The following is an 18,866-nucleotide window of genomic DNA, read 5'->3' as shown; positions in this document are numbered from 1 at the left end:
CACCACGAAACAGACCGCCGGGGTCGAGGTATTTCAACGCGCTCCGGTGCGTCGGAATACATCGAACCGGAAGGGCGGTTGTGCCAACACGATGACTGACGGACCCCTGATCGTGCAGAGCGACAAGACCCTCCTCCTCGAGGTCGACCACCCGGATGCCGAAGCGGCTCGCCGTGCGATAGCCCCGTTCGCCGAGCTCGAACGCGCGCCGGAGCACATCCACACCTACCGGATCACCCCGCTCGGTCTGTGGAACGCCCGCGCGGCCGGCCACGACGCCGAGGGGGTGGTCGATGCCCTCATCACCTACAGCCGTTACGCCGTGCCGAACGCGCTGCTCGTCGACGTGGCCGACACGATGGCCCGCTACGGCCGGCTGACCCTCGAGAAGGAGGGTTTCGCCGACAGCCCTGAGGGCACTCGATTGGTTTTGCGCACCACCGACCGACCGGTGCTTGAAGAGGTGCTGCGGCACAAGAAGATCAAGCCGCTGACCGGCGAGCGCATCGACGACCTAGCGGTGGTCGTGCACCCGAGCGAGCGCGGCAGCCTCAAGCAGGAGCTGCTCAAGGTCGGCTGGCCGGCGGAGGACCTGGCCGGCTACGTCGACGGCGAGGCCCACCCGATCGAGCTCAACCTCGCCGACTGGCACCTGCGGCCCTACCAGCAGCAGGCGATCGACGGGTTCTGGCACGGCGGCTCGGGGGTTGTGGTGCTGCCCTGCGGGGCGGGCAAGACGCTGGTCGGCGCCGGCGCCATGGCGGCGGCCAAGGCGACGACGCTGATCCTGGTCACCAACACGGTGAGCGCTCGGCAGTGGCGCGACGAGCTGTTGCGGCGCACGTCGCTCACCGACGAGGAGATCGGCGAGTACTCGGGGGCTCGTAAGGAGATCCGCCCCGTGACCATCGCCACCTACCAGGTGCTGACGACCAGGCGGAAGGGCGTCTACACCCACCTCGGCCTGCTCGACGCCAAGGACTGGGGCCTGATCGTCTACGACGAGGTGCACCTGCTGCCGGCGCCCATCTTTCGCATGACGGCCGACCTGCAGGCCCGCCGACGCCTCGGGCTGACGGCCACCCTGGTGCGTGAGGACGGCCACGAGGCCGACGTCTTCAGCCTCATCGGTCCGAAGCGGTTCGACGCCCCCTGGAAGGACATCGAGGCCCAGGGCTACATCGCCCCCGCCGACTGTGTCGAGGTGCGCGTCAGCCTGCCCGACGGGCAACGGATGACGTACGCCACCGCCGAGCCCGAGGACCGCTACCGCCTGGCGAGCTGCTCCGACGCCAAGCTTCCGGTGGTGCAACAGCTGGTCGCCCGCCACCGCGATGAGCCGACGCTCGTGATCGGGCAGTACCTCGACCAGCTGCACGAGCTCGCCGAGCTGCTTCAGGCCGATGTGATCACCGGCGAGACACCGGTCAAGGAACGGCAGCGGCTCTACGACGCCTTCCGCACCGGCGAGGTCAGCACGCTGGTCGTCAGCAAGGTGGCGAACTTCTCCATCGACCTGCCCGAGGCCAGCGTCGCGATCCAGGTGTCGGGCACCTTCGGCTCACGGCAGGAGGAGGCCCAGCGCCTCGGCCGCGTGCTGCGGCCGAAGGGCGATGGACGCACCGCGCACTTCTACACGATCGTCAGCCGCGACACTGTCGACGCCGACTTCGCCGCGCACCGCCAGCGCTTCCTCGCCGAGCAGGGCTACTCCTACCGCATCGTCGACGCCGACGACCTGTGAGCTGGTTGACCATCCGGCTCCCGCCAATTAGGTAAGACACACCTTACCTAACTAGCATTGTCGTCGTGAGCAAGCTCAAGGCCAAGGACCTCACGGCGAATAAGCTCAAGAAGATCAAGCCGAAGTCCAAGTGCTGCAAGAAGAGCACCCGGTGCCTCAAGTGCCCCGTGGTGCTGCATCGACTCGGCAAGCAGGAGTGCGAGTCGATGTGCAAGCGCGACTTCCAGAAGGCGCTCGACACCGCCCGCAAGCGCTGAACGAGCGTGGAGGCAAGTTTCGGGGGATACTCAGGGAACTCCCAGCAAACACGCCGACACTCATCCACGTGGAGACCCAGACGCCAGAGGCAAAGCTGCTTGTCGTCGAGGACGAGCCCAACATCCGCGAGCTGCTCGCGACGTCCCTCCGGTTCGCCGGGTTCGAGGTCGAGACGGCCGCCGACGGGGCCTCCGCCCTGGCGATGGCCGAGCTGTCCGAGCCCGACCTCGTCGTGCTCGACGTGATGCTGCCCGACGTCGACGGCTTCGAGGTGACGCGGCGGCTGCGCGACCGCGGCCGCCTGCAGCCGATCGTGTTCGTCACCGCCCGTGACGCGACGGGCGACAAGATCCAGGGTCTCACCGTGGGGGGAGACGACTACGTCACGAAGCCGTTCAGCCTCGAAGAGGTCATCGCCCGCATCCGGGCCGTGCTGCGTCGCACGCGGGGCGCGGTCGACGACGGGGCCGTGCTCCGCTTCCTCGACCTCGAGCTCAACGAGGACTCCCACGAGGTGCGGCGCGGCCGACGGGTGATCGACCTGTCGCCCACGGAGTTCAAGCTGCTGCGCTACCTGCTGCTCAACCCGAACCGGGTGCTGTCGAAGCTGCAGATCCTCGACCACGTGTGGGACTACGACTTTCGCGGTGAGTCGGGCATCGTCGAGTCGTACATCTCCTACCTCCGGCGCAAGATCGATGCCGACGGCCCCTCACTGATCCATACCAAGCGTGGGGTGGGCTACGTTCTGCGAGTGCCCCCCGAGCCCGCGACGACCTGACGCCCACCTGACCGTGACCGTGACCGGCCAGCGCGTACGCACGAGGCGACCCCGCGTCGCCCGGCTGCTCGGCGCTCCCCGACGGCTACGTGCTCTGCCCCTGCGGTGGCGCCTGCTCGCCGTCGCCCTCGGGCTCATCCTTGTCGCGCTGCTCGCGACGATGGTCGTGGTGGGCAACCTGCTGGGCCGCTACCTGCTCGGACAGGCCGACCAGGAGCTGCGGGTCTACGGGGCCGGCATCGCCCTCAGCCAGGTCGAGCAGGCCAACCAGGGCGCGTCCCCGCTGCCGACCGGCTTCACCCTGCGCTACCTGCCGGTGGGCACCGACGCCCAGGTGTCGCTCGGCGAGGCCGCCACCGAGACCACGCGCGCTGCCATCCCGAACCTGGCGCCCACTGACCCCCTCGTCACAGCGAGAACGACCTTCGTGGTGGGCTCCCAAGGTGGAACCGGCCCCGACTGGCTCGCCCTCGCCCTGCCCAACAAGGGCGGGAACGCCACGTTCGTGCTGGCCCTGCCCCTACGGCAGCTGCACAACACCGTCAACCAGTTCCTCTGGTACGCCGGGGGGATCGGGGCCCTCGTGCTGCTCGCGTGCGGCGGTCTGGGCTGGTACCTGGTGCGCCGCACCTTCCGCCCGTTGACCCGCATCGAGGACACCGCCGCCGCCATCGCCGCCGGCGACCTGACCCAGCGCATCGAGGTGCCCGACACCCACGACGAGGTTGCTTCCCTCTCTCGCTCGCTCAACGCGATGCTGGCCCGCATCGAGCACGGTTTCGCAGTGCGCGAGGCGAACGAGGAGAAGATGCGCCGCTTCATCGCAGACGCATCGCACGAGCTGCGCACCCCGCTCGCCGCCGTCTCCGGGTACGCCGAGCTGTACCGCCAGGGGGCCCTCCCCACCCCAGAGGCTGTCACCGGTGCCATGGGTCGCATCGAGGGTGAGAGCCACCGGATGAGCGGCCTTGTCGAAGACCTCCTCACGCTCGCCCGGCTCGACAGCGAGCGCCCCCTCGAGCTGCAGCCGGTCGACCTGGCCGTGCTCGCCGCCGACGCGGCCCAGGACGCCCGCACCATCAGCCCCGACCGCCACTTCACGGCATCCGGCATCAGCGGGCCCATCGTGCCGACCGAGCTCGTGGCCGACGAGCGTCAGCTGCGCCAGGTCGTGACGAACCTGGTGACCAACGCCCGCGTGCACACGCCGGCCGGCAGCCCGGTCGAGATCCTCGTCGGCCAGGCCGGCGTAGGCCAGGTCACCATGCACGTGCGCGACCACGGCAACGGCATCGCAATGGCAGACAGGGCAACGGTTTTCGAACGCTTCTTCCGAACCGACTGGTCGCGCAGCCGCGGCCGCGGTGGTGGCAACGGGCTCGGCCTGGCCATCGTCCAGGCCATCGTGCACGCACACGGAGGGGTGGTGCGGGTCGACGAGACGCCCGGTGGGGGTGCCACCTTCGTGGTCGACCTGCCGGTCGCGCCACCGGTCAGAGACGAGCCGCTGAGGTCCACAGCCGATTCCTAGGAACTGCACAACATCATCCCAACGTCGACCGGTCTGATGGGGATAACGAACCAACAGAGGAGGAGTCATGACCATGGCGCCGGACAACACCGAACAGATCCCGATGTCGCAGTACTGGAACGGGGAGCCCGGCGACCCGCAACGGCCGGCGTACGGCTCCTACCCCGACCCGACTCCGCCCCCACCGCCGCCCGTACCGCCGTTGGGTGAGGCCAGGAACGAGCGCCCGCGACCGCGGCGACGCTTCGCCGAGACCGCCGGCGTGGCCCTGCTCGCGGCGGTGCTCGCGAGCGGCGGCACGTACGCCGTGACCCAGTCCCGAGCCAACGGCGGAACCGCCGCGACCCAGAGCTCGAGCTCGACGACCAACCCCAACTCCAACAGCTCGCCCACCGTGGTGCAGGGCAATGCGCTCGCGCCCGACTGGTCGGCGGTCGCGAAGGCGGTGTCACCGAGCGTGGTCAGCATCAACGTGACCACGGGGCAGGGCGGGGACGCCGGCTCCGGCGTCGTGTTCGACGGCTCCGGTCACATCCTCACCAACAACCACGTCGTCGCCGCCGCGTCGGGCAACAGCCAAGCGGCGCTGACCGTGACGCTGGCCGACGGACGCACCTACGCGGCCACCATCGTCGGAACCGACCCCTCCACCGACCTCGCCATCATCAAGGTCACCAAGGGGCCGAGCGACCTCACCCCGATCACCCTCGGTGACTCCGAGGCCATCACGGTCGGTGACCCGGTCATGGCCGTGGGCAACCCGCTCGGCCTCTCGGGCACGGTGACCACGGGCATCGTCTCGGCCCTCAACCGCCCGGTCAGCACGGGCGCCGCCGACCAGTCCCCGTTGGGCAACCAGTCGCAGTCCGAGCCGGTGGTCACCAACGCCATCCAGACCTCCGCCGCCATCAACCCCGGCAACTCCGGTGGCGCCCTCGTCAACGCCAAGGGCGAGCTGATCGGCATCAACAGCTCGATCGCCTCGCTCGGGCAGAGCTCGTCGGGTAGCCAGAGCGGCAACATCGGCATCGGCTTCGCCATCCCGGTCAAGGAGGCCAAGGTGATCGCCGACCAGCTGATCAAGTCGGGCAAGGCCGAACACGCGTTCCTCGGGGTCAGCTCTCGCGACACGGTCATCACCGACGGGTCCGCCAAGCGAGCGGGCGCCCAGATCGTCAGCGTGGCGAGCGGAACCCCCGCGGCCAAGGCCGGCCTCAAGAACGGTGACGTCATCACTGCGGTGAACGGCGAGCCGGTCGACTCCGCCACCGCCCTCGTGGGCCAGGTGCGCGAGCTGGCGGCCGGAGACCAGGCCAAGCTCACCGTGTTCCGCGACGGGGCCAAGCAGACCATCAGCGTCACCCTCGCCGTCAAGCCCGACACCGCGAACTGAGTCTTTCGTCCGGAGACTTCGAGACATCGACCTAGGATGCTTCGGTGACCCAGGACGATCCCGACCAGAACGCAACGCCGTCGCCCCACCTCGACCCCGAGGACGTCGCGACGGCGTTGCGCGTGCTGGCGGCCGCCCCAGCGCTGGAGCGTGACGACCCCGACTTCGAGACCCTCAAACGCGCGGCCTCCCTCTTCTACAAGCGGATGAAGAAAGACCGGCGCAACGCCAAGACCTGGGCCGAGCGCAAGGCCGACCGCCAGGTCATCGAGGCCACCGCCACGGGGTCGCGGCTTCGCATCGACGACGAGACCCGCGGCCTCCCCCTGGTGAGCACCGCCAAGGGCGCCTACGCCGGTGAGCTGGTCAACCCTCGCGGGTGCTACATCTGCAAGGCCGACTTTCGCCTCGTCGACGCGTTCTACCACTGGCTGTGCCCCGACTGCGCGGCCCGCTCGCACGCCAAGCGCGACCAGCGCACCGACCTCACCGGCAAGCGCGCGCTGCTCACGGGGGGCCGAGCCAAGATCGGCATGTACATCGCGCTCCGCCTGCTGCGAGACGGTGCCCACACGACCATCACGACCCGCTTCCCCCGGGATGCCGTCCGCCGGTTCGCCGCGATGGACGACAGCGCCGACTGGATCGACCGTCTCAAGATCGTGGGCATCGACCTGCGCGACCCGACCCAGGTCGTCTCCCTCGCTGACGAGGTCTCCTCGGCCGGGACCCTCGACATCCTGATCAACAACGCCGCCCAGACCGTGCGCCGCTCCCCCGGGTCGTACGGCAACCTCGTCGACCAGGAGTCGGCCCCGCTCCCCGCGGGTATCGCTCTCCCCGAGATGGTGACCTTCGACCGCATCAGCGAAGCCCACCCGGCATCCATCGCCGGCGCCCTCGAGGCCCATGCTGTGGCCCACCACGAGGGTGAGTCGGCCGAGCATGCGATGGCCGCCCAGAGTGCTGCGTCGATGACGGCGCTCGCCCTCTCGGCCGGTCACGCCAGCCTCGAGGCCCACCTGGCCGGCACCGCGGTGGATGCCGGTGGGCTGCTGCCTGACCTCCAGCGGTCGAACTCGTGGACCCAACGGATCGAGGAGGTCGACCCGCTCGAGCTGCTCGAGGTGCAGCTGTGCAACTCCACCGCGCCGTTCATCCTCATCTCGCGGTTGCGCCCGGCGATGCGCGCCGCGGTGCTCGGCGGTGCCCGGCGCGCCTACGTCGTCAACGTCTCGGCCATGGAAGGTCAGTTCTCACGGCGTTACAAGGGCCCCGGACACCCCCACACGAACATGGCCAAGGCAGCGCTCAACATGCTCACCCGAACCAGCGCCGGCGAGATGTTCGAGACCGACCGCATCCTCATGACCGCGGTCGACACCGGCTGGATCACCGACGAGCGCCCGCACCAGGAGAAGCTGCGTATCGCCGCCGAAGGCTGGCACGCGCCCCTCGACCTCGTCGACGGGGCCGCCCGGGTGTACGACCCGATCGTGCGCGGTGAGGCCGGCGACGACCTCTACGGCTGCTTCGTCAAGGACTACGAGCCGAGCCCCTGGTGACGGTGTGCTCGCTCAGCGGCGGCGGTTCGGGTCAGTGACGCCGGAGCGCTTCGGCGCCGTTGACCCGCGGCCCCGCTCACTGAGCCGGGCGGGTCGCCAGGGCGTCGTCGATGACGTCGGCCATGAGGGCGATGAGGTCGCGCCCGCGCCGGGCCGGGCCGTTCGCGTAGGTCGAGTGGCCATCCGGTCGCTCGCGCACCCGCAGCGCCTCCTCGACGACCTCGCGATGCTGCGGGAGGGCTTCGAGCGCCCATCGACCCCCGCCCGACTTCGACGTGAGTCGCCCGGTGGCGAGCAGATGGTGCAGACGAGGTGCGCCCAGCCCGCCCCACTCGGCCGCCCCGGGCAGCGCGGCCTCGCGCGGGTGGTGGCGCAGGGCCTCCAGCTGTGAGCTCCAGTAGCCCTCGAGGTTGGCCCGCGTCGCCGCCCTGAGGGCGGCGGCGTCCTGATGGATCGGCAGATCTCGGATATCCTTGCCCCGCAGAGTGATTCCCCGCTCGGCCAGCTCGTGCCAGGTGACCAGGATCTGGTCGCACTGTCTACCGACCGCGAACCAGCCGTCCAGCACGCCGGGAGTGGGCGGTACCGCCTCTGGCGAGCCCGCCAGGTCACTCTCGAGCAGGTAGAACCCGTCGTAGGCCGGCCCCGGCCCGGCCTTGCCGAGCTCGGCGTGCACGCGCCGCAACGCCTCCACGTCGGCCTCACCAGGTCGGCGCGTCAGCGTTGCGACGAAGTCGACGTCGCTGCCCGCGAAGAACTCACCGTCGAAGCAGATCGAACCGTGCAGGTAGAGGCCGTCGAGCAGTCCCGGCGCAGCCTCGTCGACGAGAGCGGTGTGCGACTCGCTGACCGCGGCCACGGCATCCGGGAGGCTCACGAGGGGCCGTGCCACACCCGGCGTGACTCGAGGGCCTCGCGCAGCTCGGCATCGGCGTCGATGAGCTGGCGACGAACGGCGGGCGAGAGGTCGTCGCGGGCCAGAGCCGCGGCGCTGAGCTCGGCGGTGGCGGCGGTGAAGACCTTCGGGAAGGCGACGAGCACCACTCTCGCCAGGGCGTCCTCGCCCACCCACTGCGACATCGCGGGCACATCGGTGAAGTACCGAGGCACGTAGTCGGCGACGAGGGAGTCGGACGGGGCCGACCAGAACCCGCGGGCCAGGTGCACCATCTCGTAGTTCGACCGCCCTCGCTTCTGCGTCAGCTCGTCCCACGCCCACGCCTTGGCGTCCGCGTCGGGGAGGGCTGCGCGACACATGAGGGCGTTCAGCGAGCCTTGGAGGGTGTCGTCGCGGGCCAGGTAGGTGTCGATGTCTGCCGCGTCGATCAGGCCCCGGCCCGCGAGGTTGCGCACGACGATCCACCGGAAGTCGCCATCGTCGGCCAAGCCCTGAGGCAGCTCGTGTCCGGCCGCCCAGGACGTCAGCATCGACTCGTCGTCGCTCGCGGCGGCAGCCAGGCGGGCCGCCGCCAAGGCCTCGGTCGTACCGTCGCCCGCCGTGGTCAGCATCTGGGCGGCCACCTGGGTCAGGCGCCGCAGCGCGGCATCCTGCTCCGCCCTGGGCACGAACCACGCGATGATGCGGTGCTCCGCGTAGGCGGCGACCCGGGTCAGGATGGACGAGTTGGTCTCGTGGGGCCAGGCGGCGTCGAAGACCTCGAGGAAGACCCGCGGGTCGACGGTGGCACCGTGCACCCCGTCGAGCAGGGCCGACCACACGACCGCCCGCGCCTGCGCGTCGTCGACGAGGGGAAGCTGCTCGGCCAGGTGGGCCAGGGTGCTGTCGGACAAGCGAACTCGTGCCCAGGTGAGGTCGCTGGCGTTGGGCACGACCAGAGCTGGAACCGGCTGGCCGACGAGCCCTTCGATGGTGGTCTCGGCCGCGTCGACGGTGAGCTCGATTCGCGTGGTCTCGCGACCGTCGGTGAACCCCGCCACGTCAAACGCGTGCGGTCGGTTCGCCGGCCGCTCGGCCGGTGTCTCGCGCCGCATGGTCGCCGCCGTGACGGTTCCCGTGGCGCCTTCGAGCTCGACAGCCAGCGTGTCGCGACCGGCGGTCAGCAGCCACCCCTGAGACCAGGTCGCCAGGTTCTGCCCGCTGGCCTGCTCGATGGAGCCGAGAAAGTCGGCGAGCGTGCCGTTGGCGTAAGACTTCTGAGTCAGGTACGCCTGCAGGCCGGCGACGAAGGCCTCGTCGCCGACGTAGGCGATCAGCTGTCGCAGCGCGGCCGCGCCCTTGGCGTAGGAGATGCCGTCGAAGTTCTGCAGGGCACTCTGGGCATCGAGTGCCTCCACGCCGGCCACGGGGTGGGTCGACGGCGAGCGCTCGGCGCCGTAACCCCACACCTTGCGCACGATCGTCGAGTCGACCCACGCCTCGGTGTACTCCGTGGCACCGGCGAGGCAGCGATGGGACATGTACTCGGCGAACGACTCGTTGAGCCAGAGGTCGTCCCACCACTGCATCGTCACGAGGTCGCCGAACCACATGTGCGACATCTCGTGCGCGATGGTGTTGGCCCGGCTCAGCAGCTCGTCACGGGTCGCCGCCCCGCGGTAGAGATACTGGTCGCGAAAGGTCACGCAGCCGGGGTTCTCCATGGCGCCCGCGTTGAACTCGGGCACGAACACCTGGTGGTACTCCCCGAACGGGTAGCGGATGCCGAAGAGGTCGTGGAAGTAGTCGAACGACCGCCGGGTGATGTCGATCATCTCGGCTGCGTGACGTTCGAGAGGTTCGCGCAGCGAGGCGCGAGCGTGCAGCCCGAGGGGGATGCCGTCGTGCTCGTCGAGCACCGACACGTAGGGCCCGGCGCACACCGTCACGAAGTAGGTGGCCAGCGGCTTCGTCGTCGCGAGGGACCATCGCCCTGGCTCGGTCTGGGTGGCCGCCCCGTTACCGATGACCATCCACTCGGACGGCGCCGTGACCTTCACGTCGTAGGGAGCCTTGAGGTCGGGTTGGTCGAAGCAGACGTAAACGCTCGGTGCGGCGTCGAGGAAGAGGTGACCGTAGACGTAGTCGAGGTCGTCGGCCGGGTCGGTGGCCCGGTGCAGGCCCTGGCCGTCGTGGCTGTAGGCCATCGTCGCCTCGACGACGAGCTCGTTGTCGAGGGCGAGGCCGGGCAGTGGTAGCCGCCCGTCGTGCACGGAGGCCGGGTCGAGGGCTGTGCCGTTGAGCGTGATGGAGCCGATCGCGACCGCCTTGAGGTCGGCCCAGGTCTCGGCGTTCTCGAGTCGGCTGGCGAACCGCACGGTGGCCCGCGACCCGAAGACCTCCGGGCCTCGGTCGAGATCGAGGTCGACGGCATACGACGTCACGGTCAGGAGGTCGCTGCGATCGCGGGATTCGGCAAGGGTCAGACTGCGCATGCCCCTGAGCCTGCCAGATCGCCTACGGCAGCGGCGGTCAGGAGCGGCGCGGGCCGCCCGCCAGGTTCTCCAGTCGCGCGATGCGCTGGCTCATCGGGGGGTGGGTGGCGAAGAAGCGCGAGACGTCTTTGGCCCGGAACGGGTTGGCGATCATCATGTGGCTCGCGTTGACGATCGCCTGCTGAGGCTGCAGCGGCGCCCGAGCCACCCCGGACTCGAGCTTGCGCAGGGCCGAGGCCAGTGCCAACGGGTCACCGGTGAGCTTGGACCCGTCTTCGTCGGCGTCGTACTCCCGCGTGCGACTGATGGCCATCTGGATCATCATGGCCGCGAAGGGGGCGAGCAGGCTCATGGCGAGCAGCGCGAGCGGGTTGGGGCGGTTGTCGTCGGAACCACCGCCGGCCGTGCCGCTGAACAGGCTGGTGAACATCAGCATCTGGCCGACGGAGGTGATGACGCCGGCCACCGCGGCGGCGACCGAGGCGGTGAGGATGTCGCGGTTGTAGACGTGCATGAGCTCGTGACCGAGCACCCCGCGCAGCTCTCGCTCGTCGAGCAGCGAGAGGATGCCCTCGGTGCAGCAGACGGCGGCGTTACGCGGGTTGCGCCCGGTGGCAAAGGCGTTCGGCGCTTGGGTCGGAGAGATGTAGAGCCGGGGCATGGGCTTGCCGGCCCTGGTCGACAGCTCGCCGACGATCCGGTACATCGCGGGCGCCTGAGCCTCCGAGACGGGGTAGGCGTGCATGGCCCTGATGGCCAGCTTGTCGCTGTTCCAGTAGCCGTAGAACGTGGTGGCGACGCCGATGAGCGCAAAGAGCCAGATGAAGCGGCCGCCACCGATGATCGCGCCCAGACCGAGCAACAGGGCCCAGATGCCGCCGAAAAGGGCAGCGGTCTTCAGCCCGTTGAAATGGTTGTGCATGCCGGTTGAACGTGCGACGTTCGGTGCCCGTTCCCAGCGCTCTCGCGGGGGCCCTCAGCCCAGCACGCCGAGCAGCAGGTCGGGTTGGACGCTGACCACGAACAACAGCGCCGCCGAGATCACCAGCGCGGCCACGAGGGCGCCCCGTCGGACTCGGAGGCTGGGTGGGTTGTGGGGACTGCGCGAACCGCGGGGACTGCCGCCGGCGACCAGGGCCGCCTCCGACGCCGAGGTGACGGTCACCGACTCTGACGCCTCGTCGAGCGAGGTGACGACCGGGCGCAGCCACCGCAGGTAGACCGCGACCCCCAGCACGGCGTTCGCGGCCGCGATGACCGCGAGCCATACCCACCCTTCGGAGACGACGGGGCGCAGGGCCACGATCTTGCCGACGAGACCGATGATGCCGGGCGGTAGACCGGCCAGGGAGGTGAGGGCGAGGCCCAGGGCGCCGGCCCGCCAGGGGTGGCGGCGCCACAGCCCGCCGTAGCCGACCAGGGACCGCCCGGCGACCCCGGCGTCACGCATCGTGAGGGCGACCACGGCGAAAGCCACGAGGGTGGCCGCGACGTAGGTCAACAGGTAGGCCGCTGAGGCGCGGGTGCCGAGCGGCGAGACGCTGATGAGCGGCAGCACCACCCAGCCGGCCTGCGCCACGGTCGACCAGGCGAGCAGCAGCACGACGTCGTTCTGCCGCAGTGCCATGAGGTTGCCGACGGTCATGCTGAGGGCCGAGAGCACGCCGATGGCCACCAGGCCAGGGGTGCCGAGCACCGCCACGGCCCTCAGGAAGACCAGCAGCGCGGCGAGGGCCCCGATCTTCGACACCGTGGCCAGGAAGGTCGCGACCGGCAGAGTGGCACCGGCGTAGGCCGTGGGGGTCCACGCGTGGAACGGCACCAGCGAGAGCTTGAACCCGATGCCCGCCACGACGAACACGACCGAGAGGGCCAGCAGGGACGCCGATCCGGCGCTGTCGAGGGCCACGGGAGAGCCGGCCGCGCCGCCCGCGGCATCCGGGCTCAGGAACGGGCTGCCGGTGGCCGCGAACCACAGAGCAGCGCCGAGCACGAGCAACGCGAACGAGACGAGCGAGGTGACGAGCAGCTGCACGGCCCCGACGATGGAGCGGCGGCCCCCGGCCAGCGCCACCAGGGCGATGACCGGCAGGGTGGCCAGCTCGAGGGCGACGAGCCACGTGCCGAGGTCGCGGCTGGCGGCGAGCACCACGGTTCCGGCCAGCGCCGCGAGCAGCAGCACGGCCTCGACCGGTTCGCGGGTGTGCCCCGACCGCGGCGGCATGGGCCCGCCGCCGGGTGCGGCATCCGCCCGGGTTCGCGTGGAAGGCCAGGCGAGCAGAAGGCACACCACGGCCGCCAGACTCGCCGCGAGCTGGAGCCCGCTGGCCAGGGAGTCGGCCTGCCAGAAGCAGCTGTCGGTCAGGTACGGCGGAGCCGCCGTGGAGGAGAACCATCCTTGCTGTCCCACGCAGAAGCTCGACCGGCTCGAACCGGCTTCCTGAAGCACGCCCGGCAGCGAGGTCCAGGCGCCGAAGCCGGCCGCGACCACCGCGACGGCGAAGGGGGCCTGCCGCAGCCGCGGCGAGACGAGGTCGACGACGAGAACCGCGATGATCCCCAGCAGAGGGAAGAGCGCCGGCCACAGGGCGCCCACGTCGATGACGACCCCGTTCATCGGCCGGCCCCGCCGAGCACGGCGACCACGTCGAGCTCGGAGATGCTCAGCAGCAGATGCGGCACGACACCGAGACCGACGACGGCGACGATGAGGGCGACCACCACGCCCCAGCGCGGGCCGGCCGAGTCGCGCACGGCGTTCGCGGCATCGCCGGTGGCGGCATCGCTGCCTTCGCCGGCCCAGACGATGCGCAGCACCCGAAGGGAGTACGCCGCCGCGAGGGCGATGCCGACCGCGCCGACGACGACACACGTTCTCAGCACCGCCACCGACCGGCCGGGGGCCGGTGACCAGGCGGCGTAGAGGGCCAGGAACTCGCCCCAGAAGCTGACCAGACCCGGCAGGCCTAGAGCGGCTGCGAAGCCGAAGACGAGCGCGACGCCGAGGCGGGGTGTCTTGTCGCGCAGCGCTGCGCGCGCCACGGACAGGTCGGCTGAGCCCCACCGCTCCTTGAGGTCACCCACGACGAAGAAGAGCAGCGCTGACACCACGCCGTGGGCCACGTTGCCGAAGAGGGCAGCCTGCAGGCCGGCGTCGCTGCCCGACGCGATCGCGAGCACGACGAAGCCCATGTGGGCCACCGAGCTGTAGGCGACGAGCCGCTTGAGGTCGCGTTCGACGAGGCAGGCCAGTCCGCCCCAGATGATGCCGGTCGCGCCGAGGATCGCGAGCGCGGGGCTGAGAGCGGCGACGCCTTCGGGCACGGCCGGCACCGCGAGCCGCACGATGCCGTAGGTGCCCATCTTCAGCAGTACCCCCGCGAGCAGCACCGAGCCGGCCGTCGGGGCGATCGTGTGCGCACTCGGCAACCAGGTGTGCAAGGGCCAGATCGGCACCTTGATGGCGAGGCCGGTGAGCAGCACCGCGGCGATCGTCACCTGGACGGGCCGAGAGAGCCCGTCGCCGTGCAGGCCGGCGAGCGTGTCGAGATCAGAGGTGCCCTGGTACCAGACGAGCAGCAGGATGCCGATGAGCATCAGGGTCGAACCGAAGACCGTGAACAGCACGAACCGCCCGGCGGCGTCGGCGCGGCGGTCGTCGCCCACGTGGTCGTCGCCGAAGCGGCGGATCAGCACCCACATCGGCACGAGCACGACTTCGAAGGCGATGAAGAACAGCACCGCGTCGCGGGCCAGGAAGGTCGCGAGCGCCCCGGTCTCGACGAGCAGGATGGCACCCAGGTAGGTCGATCGAGAGCCGCCTGGTGGCGTCGGTCCGGAGAGGGCGTGCACCACGACGGCGACCGTCAGCAGGGCGGTCAGCAGCACCAGGGCCGCCGACAGACCGTCGACGGCGAAGTGCCATCGGATGCCGAGTGACCGGATCCATGACACGTCCACCCGGTAGGAGCCCGTGACGACGAGCACCGCGAGCACCGCGGTCACCAGCGAGCCGCCCAGGGCGATCCCGCGGTCGCCACCGCTGGTGGACGGCAGGGTGAGGAGCGCCACAGCCGACAGCAGGGGAACGAGCAGGAGCAGCGTCATGACGGTGGCACCCAGGGTCACTGCCACACCGTCACCCCCAGCACGGCTACGACGACGATGCCGACGACGACGCCCAGCAGGGCACTGGCGGGAACGGCCCGGTGCACCCGCACCCCGACCCGGCCGAGCTGGCGGGCGGCCACCGCGGGCGCGCGCGGGGAGGCATCCACCACGTCGCGGTCGAGCACGACGACGAGGCGCGCCAGTGCGGTGACGCCGGCACCCACCCGTGCGTAGGCGGTGTCGGCGCCGAACCCCACAACGGCGCCGGCCCGGAGCCGCGACGGAAGCCTTTCTGCGGCGTCGCGACGCCCGCGATCGCTCCATGACCAGGCTGCGAAGCACCCTCCGGCGATCAACAGCAGCGACACGATGGCCGAGGCGAGGCCCACGTGCACGGCCCCGTCGAGCCCCATGAGGAGCAGGGTGCCGAAGACCGTCAGGGCGGCCAGGGCGAAGACCGACAGGGATGCCGTCAACGTGATCGGCTTGTGATCGCCGTGTGCGGCCAGCACGCCCGGCTCGCCCACCGCCAGCGGCGTGGCCGGCATCGCGTCGTCGAACGCGCTGGTGGTGAGCGAACGCGCCGGTGCACCACCGTGTTCGACCTCGAACGAGTCGTTCGCGGCAGAAGGAGTGAGGGTGGGAGTGGGACGGGGGGTGTCGAGCAGAAGCCAGGCCCGGGTGCAGTAGGCGGCAGTCAGGGCCGTCGTGGCGAAGAGAGCGACCACGACGACCCAGGCCCGTAGGCCCTCGCTGCCGGTGGCGCCCTCCAGGGCGGCGTCGATCGCGGTGTCCTTGGTGAAGAAGCCGACGAGCGGCGGCACCCCGGCCAGCGAGGCGAGACCGATCGCCATGGCCAGGCGCAGGGCTCGACGGTCGCGAGCGCGGCCGCGCAGCGTCTCGAGAGCCGTCGCCCCGACGAGAGCGGCGAGCCAACCGGCTCCGAGAAACAGCAGCGCCTTGAAGAAGGCATGGCCGACCAGGTGCGAGACCGCCGGCACGGGGCCGACCTCGGGTGGCGCGGCCGCGAGGGCTCCGAGCATGATGGCGACCTGGCTGAGCGTCGAGTAGGCCAGCAGCCGCTTCAGATCGGTCTGCGCGAAGGCGAGCAGGCCGGCGTAGACCATCGTGACGGCGGCGAGGACGGCCAGCACCGTGCGCGCGGTCTCGTCGGTCGCGTAGAGGGGGAAGAGCCGGGCGATCACGTAGGTACCGGCCGCGACCATGGTGGCGGCGTGGATCAGGGCGGAGGCCGGGGTCGGGCCCTCCATCGCGTCGGGCAGCCAGTCGTGGAACGGCACGAGCCCCGACTTACCGGCCACCCCGATCACGACGCAGATGAGTCCGACGGTCAGCACGGCATCGGCGCCGGGCAGCATCGGCACCGTGAGCACGTCGAGCAGGTCGGTGCTGCGGGCCCGTACCGAGAGCGCGATGAGGCCCACCACCATGGCGATGTCGGCGACGCTCGTGACCAGAAATGCCTTGTGGGCCGCCCGCCGCGCCGACCGACGTTCGCTGTCGTGACCGATGAGCAACCACGAGCACCAGCCCATGACCTCCCAGCCGACGAGAGTCAGGGCCAGGTCAGCCGACGCCACGACGAGCAGCATCCCGGCGGTGAAGAGCGACACGGTGGCGGCGAACTGGGCGTAGCGCGGGTCCTCCCGCAGGTACCAGACGGTGAAGACCTGGATGGCGAGCACGACGAGAGCGACCACCAGCGTGACCACCGACGAGAGCTGGTCGGAGAGCAGGTGCAGCGGCGCACTGAGGTTGCGCAGCGGCAGGTCGCCGACCGAGTCGATGTCGGCCGTGTTCATCGGTGAGACGGCCAGGGCCACGGCCAGGGCCAGGGCCGACACGACCACGGCCGAGCCGACGGCGATGGCCCGGGCCGCGACCGCAGAGCGGCGCGCCAGCAGGCCGGCCAGCCCGGCGAGGGCAGGTAGCAGCACGACGAGACGCACCACCTCGATCATGACGCCACCTCGTTTCGAGGTGAGTCGCGATCGCCGGTGGTCGCGTAGTCGGGGTCGTCGGCAGGGTCGGCGGCAGGGTCGTCAGCAGGGTTGTCGGTCAGCTCGGGGTCGGCGGTGAGGTCGATGTGCCCCAGCCCGCGGAACATCGCCAGGATCACCGCGAGCGCCACACACACCTCGGCCGCCGCGATCGTAATCACGAAGAGCGTCAGCACCGGCCCGGCGGCGAAGGGGGCATCAGGCTGCGAGCCGACCGTCACAAGAATAAGGTTCGCGGCGTTGAGGATCAGCTCGACGCCGATGAGCACCAGCACGGCATTGCGGCGAGCCAGCACCCCGAAGACGCCGATGCCAGCGAGCAGGGCGGCCAGGGCCAGGGGGTACTGCAGGTGCATCACGGGGCGTCGACCCCCTGACGGATCACGAGCCGCGACACCGCGAAGGCACCGATCAGGGCGACGAGCAGCAACACCGAGAGCAGCTCGAAAGGCCACACCCAGGTGCCGAACACGGCCTGGGCGATCTGCAGGGTGCCGCTGCGGGGTCGATCGAGGTCGACGGTGACCCCAGACAGCACCGGAAGCAACGTCGCCGCGAGCAGGGCCGTGGTGGCGCCACCCAGCACGACGGCCACGACCCTCTGCCACGGCGGGGTGCTGATGTCAGGGTTGGGGCCGATCGGTGCCCGCGTGAGCATGAGGGCGAAGAGCACGAGCACAACGATGGCGCCGACGTAGACCAACAGCTGCACGAGGGCGACCAGCTCCTGACCCAGCACGAGGTAGCAGCCGGCGAGCGACCCGAGCGAGACGAGCAGCCACAGGGCGGCGTGCACCACATGGCGGGTCGTCACGGAGAGCAGCGCAGAGAGTGCGGTGATGGCGCCGACGACGACGAAGACGATGTCGCGGGTCGTCACTCGCGGCCCTCCCCCGGGTCGCTCGGCGCATCGGTCGGCGGATCGCTCGGCAGGTGGCTCGGTGACCCCGGCCGCACGATCGGCAGCACACGGGTCGGGTCGACCACCCGTCGGGGCCGGGCCGGGGGCGGGCCTGCTTCTGCACCATCGGCATGGTCATCACGGTCATCACGGTCGTCACGGACGGTCGGCTCGGGCACGCCGGTGCGTTCAGCGCCGCCGACGCCGCTGGCATCATCGCCCCGGTCGGCTTCGTCCTCGCGCGAACGGGTGGCCGCCGCGGCCGCCGCTCGCGCGGTGGGTACCGCTCCAACCGGCCGCGTGGCGGGCGCCGCTCCCGCAGGTCTCACCCGTGCGGGCCGAGGGGCGGAGCCGGCGGCACCGGCTCCAGAGCCTCGGGGCGGTTTGGCCGCGGCCGCCACCTCGGCCGGGTCGGCGCTGCCGGCGTCGAGGGCCGACGGAGGAGGCACCGTCGCCATCCAGGCCCCGAGCCGGTCCTTCTCGTGCAACAGGTCGCGAATGTCGGTCTCGGCGTACTCGAACTCCGGGCTCCAGTGCAGCGCGTCGAAGGGACACACCTCGATGCAGATGCTGCAGTACATGCACAGCGAGAAGTCGATGGCGAAGCGATCAAGCACGTTGCGCTGCCGGGCCCGCCCGCCGGGGGTCGTCGGAGGCAGCTCCTCCTTGTGCGAGTCGATGTAGATGCACCAGTCGGGGCACTCCCGGGCGCAGAGCATGCACGAGGTGCAGTTCTCCTCGGTCAGTGCGATGACGCCCCGCGAGCGAGGGGGCAGCGCCGGTGAGACGTCGGGGTACTCGGCCGTGTGGGCGTGCCGGGTCAGAGACTTCGCCGTGGTCGCGAGCCCCTTGATGAGCCCGGGCAGGATGCCGTCAGCCATGGTCTCTCCTCGTCGCGCCGGGTTGCAGCACTCCTTGCGCGTCGCGCCGCGCGTCGCGCAGTTGGTGTCGTGGTTTCGACACCGGTTGCGCGTCGCGCCGCGCGTCGCGCAGTTGGTGTCGTGGTTTCGACACTGGTTGCGCGTCGCGCCGCGCGTCGCGCAGTTGGTGTCGTGGTTTCGACACTGGTTGCGCGTCGCGCCGCGCGTCGCGCAGTTGGTGTCGTGGTTTCGACACTGGTTGCGCGTCGCGCCGCGCGTCGCGCAGTTGGTGTCGTGGTTTCGGGTGCAGGTGGGTCGGGTGGGTCACGT

The 18,866-nt window shown here is 70.6% G+C and carries 16 protein-coding genes; 6 read left to right on the top strand and 10 right to left on the bottom strand.

Going from position 1 to position 18,866, the window contains the following annotated elements:
* The first annotated feature begins 91 nt into the window (after positions 1-91).
* The 6 genes from BA895_RS18480 (at position 92) to BA895_RS18455 (ending at position 7,272) form a co-directional block, all read left to right on the top strand.
* On the top strand, positions 92-1,744 hold the full coding sequence (locus tag BA895_RS18480) for a DNA repair helicase XPB (protein ID WP_070193355.1): 1,653 nt from the start codon (positions 92-94) through the stop codon (positions 1,742-1,744).
* Positions 1,745-1,809: 65 nt separating this feature from the next.
* On the top strand, positions 1,810-2,001 hold the full coding sequence (locus BA895_RS18475; protein ID WP_070193354.1) for a hypothetical protein: 192 nt from the start codon (positions 1,810-1,812) through the stop codon (positions 1,999-2,001).
* 68 nt (positions 2,002-2,069) lie between these two features.
* Positions 2,070-2,783 carry a response regulator transcription factor gene (locus tag BA895_RS18470; RefSeq protein WP_070193353.1) on the top strand — a complete coding sequence of 238 codons (714 nt, stop codon included), beginning with the start codon at positions 2,070-2,072 and terminating at the stop codon, positions 2,781-2,783.
* 19 nt (positions 2,784-2,802) lie between these two features.
* Positions 2,803-4,314 (top strand): HAMP domain-containing sensor histidine kinase, encoded by a 1,512-nt coding sequence (locus tag BA895_RS18465; protein ID WP_254666552.1) that lies wholly within the window; start codon positions 2,803-2,805, stop codon positions 4,312-4,314.
* A 67-nt stretch (positions 4,315-4,381) separates the two neighbouring features.
* A complete protein-coding gene (locus tag BA895_RS18460; protein WP_070193352.1) occupies positions 4,382-5,707 on the top strand; it encodes a S1C family serine protease in 1,326 nt (441 codons plus the stop codon).
* Between the two features lie 44 nt (positions 5,708-5,751).
* The gene (locus BA895_RS18455; RefSeq protein ID WP_070193351.1) at positions 5,752-7,272 is read left to right on the top strand and encodes an SDR family NAD(P)-dependent oxidoreductase; all 1,521 of its coding nucleotides are present in this window, start codon (positions 5,752-5,754) and stop codon (positions 7,270-7,272) included.
* 76 nt (positions 7,273-7,348) lie between these two features.
* On the opposite strand, the gene BA895_RS18450 is transcribed toward BA895_RS18455, so the two are convergent.
* From BA895_RS18450 to BA895_RS23710, 10 genes are read right to left on the bottom strand one after another with little or no spacing between them, the layout of a single operon-like run.
* Positions 7,349-8,164, bottom strand: coding sequence for an aminoglycoside adenylyltransferase domain-containing protein (locus tag BA895_RS18450; protein WP_070193350.1), 816 nt, complete (start codon positions 8,162-8,164; stop codon positions 7,349-7,351).
* On the bottom strand, positions 8,146-10,644 hold the full coding sequence (pepN, locus tag BA895_RS18445) for an aminopeptidase N (RefSeq protein WP_070193349.1): 2,499 nt from the start codon (positions 10,642-10,644) through the stop codon (positions 8,146-8,148). Before pepN ends, BA895_RS18450 begins: the two co-directional genes overlap by 19 nt.
* A 37-nt stretch (positions 10,645-10,681) precedes the next feature.
* Positions 10,682-11,566, bottom strand: coding sequence for a zinc metalloprotease HtpX (htpX, locus tag BA895_RS18440; RefSeq protein WP_070193348.1), 885 nt, complete (start codon positions 11,564-11,566; stop codon positions 10,682-10,684).
* 54 nt (positions 11,567-11,620) lie between these two features.
* Positions 11,621-13,261, bottom strand: a complete 1,641-nt coding sequence (locus BA895_RS18435; RefSeq protein ID WP_070193347.1) for an NADH-quinone oxidoreductase subunit N — start codon at positions 13,259-13,261, stop codon at positions 11,621-11,623.
* On the bottom strand, positions 13,258-14,772 hold the full coding sequence (locus BA895_RS18430) for a NuoM family protein (protein ID WP_254666551.1): 1,515 nt from the start codon (positions 14,770-14,772) through the stop codon (positions 13,258-13,260). Before BA895_RS18430 ends, BA895_RS18435 begins: the two co-directional genes overlap by 4 nt.
* On the bottom strand, positions 14,769-16,736 hold the full coding sequence (locus BA895_RS18425) for an NADH-quinone oxidoreductase subunit L (RefSeq protein ID WP_070193346.1): 1,968 nt from the start codon (positions 16,734-16,736) through the stop codon (positions 14,769-14,771). Before BA895_RS18425 ends, BA895_RS18430 begins: the two co-directional genes overlap by 4 nt.
* Positions 16,733-17,131: an NADH-quinone oxidoreductase subunit NuoK gene (nuoK, locus tag BA895_RS18420; protein WP_070193345.1), complete on the bottom strand. Its 399-nt coding sequence runs from the start codon at positions 17,129-17,131 to the stop codon at positions 16,733-16,735. Before nuoK ends, BA895_RS18425 begins: the two co-directional genes overlap by 4 nt.
* Entirely contained in the window at positions 17,131-17,655 is a 525-nt protein-coding gene (locus tag BA895_RS18415; RefSeq protein WP_070193344.1) for an NADH-quinone oxidoreductase subunit J, read from the bottom strand. The genes nuoK and BA895_RS18415 overlap by 1 nt, the downstream gene beginning before the upstream one ends.
* Positions 17,652-18,557, bottom strand: a complete 906-nt coding sequence (locus BA895_RS24595) for an NADH-quinone oxidoreductase subunit I (RefSeq protein WP_254666550.1) — start codon at positions 18,555-18,557, stop codon at positions 17,652-17,654. The genes BA895_RS18415 and BA895_RS24595 overlap by 4 nt, the downstream gene beginning before the upstream one ends.
* Entirely contained in the window at positions 18,550-18,864 is a 315-nt protein-coding gene (locus BA895_RS23710) for a hypothetical protein (RefSeq protein ID WP_139142766.1), read from the bottom strand. The genes BA895_RS24595 and BA895_RS23710 overlap by 8 nt, the downstream gene beginning before the upstream one ends.
* Between the last annotated feature and the right edge of the window lie 2 nt (positions 18,865-18,866).

This window comes from Humibacillus sp. DSM 29435 (assembly GCF_001758225.1).
Classification (GTDB): domain Bacteria; phylum Actinomycetota; class Actinomycetes; order Actinomycetales; family Dermatophilaceae; genus DSM-29435.
The sequence above is the reverse complement of the archived record's forward strand: the minus strand, read 5'-3'. Positions and strand labels throughout refer to the sequence as shown.

What these genes read in the sequence shown, in the direction of transcription:
- BA895_RS18480 (WP_070193355.1), top strand. Translation starts at nt 92, where the DNA reads ATGACTGACGGACCCCTGATCGTGCAGAGCGACAAGACCCTCCTCCTC.
- BA895_RS18460 (WP_070193352.1), top strand. Translation starts at nt 4,382, where the DNA reads ATGACCATGGCGCCGGACAACACCGAACAGATCCCGATGTCGCAGTAC.
- pepN (WP_070193349.1), bottom strand. Translation starts at nt 10,644, where the DNA reads ATGCGCAGTCTGACCCTTGCCGAATCCCGCGATCGCAGCGACCTCCTG.
- htpX (WP_070193348.1), bottom strand. Translation starts at nt 11,566, where the DNA reads ATGCACAACCATTTCAACGGGCTGAAGACCGCTGCCCTTTTCGGCGGC.
- BA895_RS18435 (WP_070193347.1), bottom strand. Translation starts at nt 13,261, where the DNA reads ATGAACGGGGTCGTCATCGACGTGGGCGCCCTGTGGCCGGCGCTCTTC.
- BA895_RS18425 (WP_070193346.1), bottom strand. Translation starts at nt 16,736, where the DNA reads ATGATCGAGGTGGTGCGTCTCGTCGTGCTGCTACCTGCCCTCGCCGGG.
- nuoK (WP_070193345.1), bottom strand. Translation starts at nt 17,131, where the DNA reads ATGCACCTGCAGTACCCCCTGGCCCTGGCCGCCCTGCTCGCTGGCATC.
- BA895_RS24595 (WP_254666550.1), bottom strand. Translation starts at nt 18,557, where the DNA reads ATGGCTGACGGCATCCTGCCCGGGCTCATCAAGGGGCTCGCGACCACG.